Origin of the sequence: Campylobacter sp. 2018MI10 (assembly GCF_018501175.1) — a bacterium.
Lineage (GTDB): Bacteria > Campylobacterota > Campylobacteria > Campylobacterales > Campylobacteraceae > Campylobacter_E.
In genome coordinates, this window is record NZ_JAHCZD010000045.1 from 1 (window position 1) to 1,121 (window position 1,121).

Consider the following 1,121-nt stretch of genomic DNA (forward strand, 5'->3'; position numbering starts at 1 on the left):
TGCTGTTAAAGATCAAACAGGGGTAGAAGCTTCTGTAGATACTAAAGGTAGACTTGTATTATCAAATAGAGATGGTAGGGGTATTAAGGTTGAGGATAATGTTAGTGTTCCTACTGGTGCTAATGATGTTCATTCTTTAGTAGTAAGAGATGCAGTAAATGGCAACAATAAAAAAGGTGTGGATTTAGGTGCAGCAGATGCTTGGAATACAACTGGTGCTAATGGTTCAATTTTAATAGGAGAAAATAGTTTCGGAGATGTTAAAAACGCTCACGGAGTGCAAGATGCAGCTATTTACAACGATGGTTTAACTAAGACTAAACAAGCTACAGCAGCAAGTAATGCTTATAATGCTTTCCATACAGAAGAACAAAAAGCTTTAGATAAGTTTAAAGATGCTTCAATTAAAGCTTTAGATAGTTTCATAGGTACTACAGCTAAAGTCGGTCAAGAAGCTACAAAAATTGGTGAAAATGCTAAAGCTGAAAAATTAAAAGATTTAATAGCTAATGCAAAAGATATGAAGACTATATCTGATGCTGTTAATACTTTTGATGGTACAGCAGCAGCTACAGTTGACGATGCTGATGCAGCATATAAAACAGCAATTGGAACTGCATCTCAAAATTATGCAACAACAGTTGAGGCTGCTGGTCAAAAAGCAGTAGGGACATTAGCAGCATATGATAATACTGGTGATGTTCAAACTTTAAGTGGTGCTTTAAATACAATGGTAGCTGCTGCTACAACAGCTAAAACGGCAGGTTTTGGTGGATTTAATGCTTTTGGAACAGCAATGGGTACATTTGAGACAACAGCTAAACCTATAGGTAATAAAGAAGTAGATTTTGTTAACCTTGCGGCAGAAGAACAAGGAGCATTGAGATTAGCAAATACAGCATTTAATAATGGTGCTAATCCAACTACAGCTAAAGAGATTACTGATTTATTTGCTAGTTTAAAAAATCAAACAACTAAAGCTGACGCTAACGCTACTATAGATAAATTAACTAAAAAATTAGAAGAAGTAGTAAATGCAGCTGACGGTAAAACTATGGATACAGCAGAAGCTCAACAAGGTATGGTAGCTCACTCATATCTACAATTCTTCGCTGGTGTTA

The 1,121-nt window shown here is 35.7% G+C and carries 1 pseudogene; it reads left to right on the forward strand.

Annotation, left to right across the window (positions count from 1 at the left end):
- Window positions 1-1,121, forward strand: a pseudogene (locus tag KJR01_RS09585) (hypothetical protein); the annotation flags it as partial.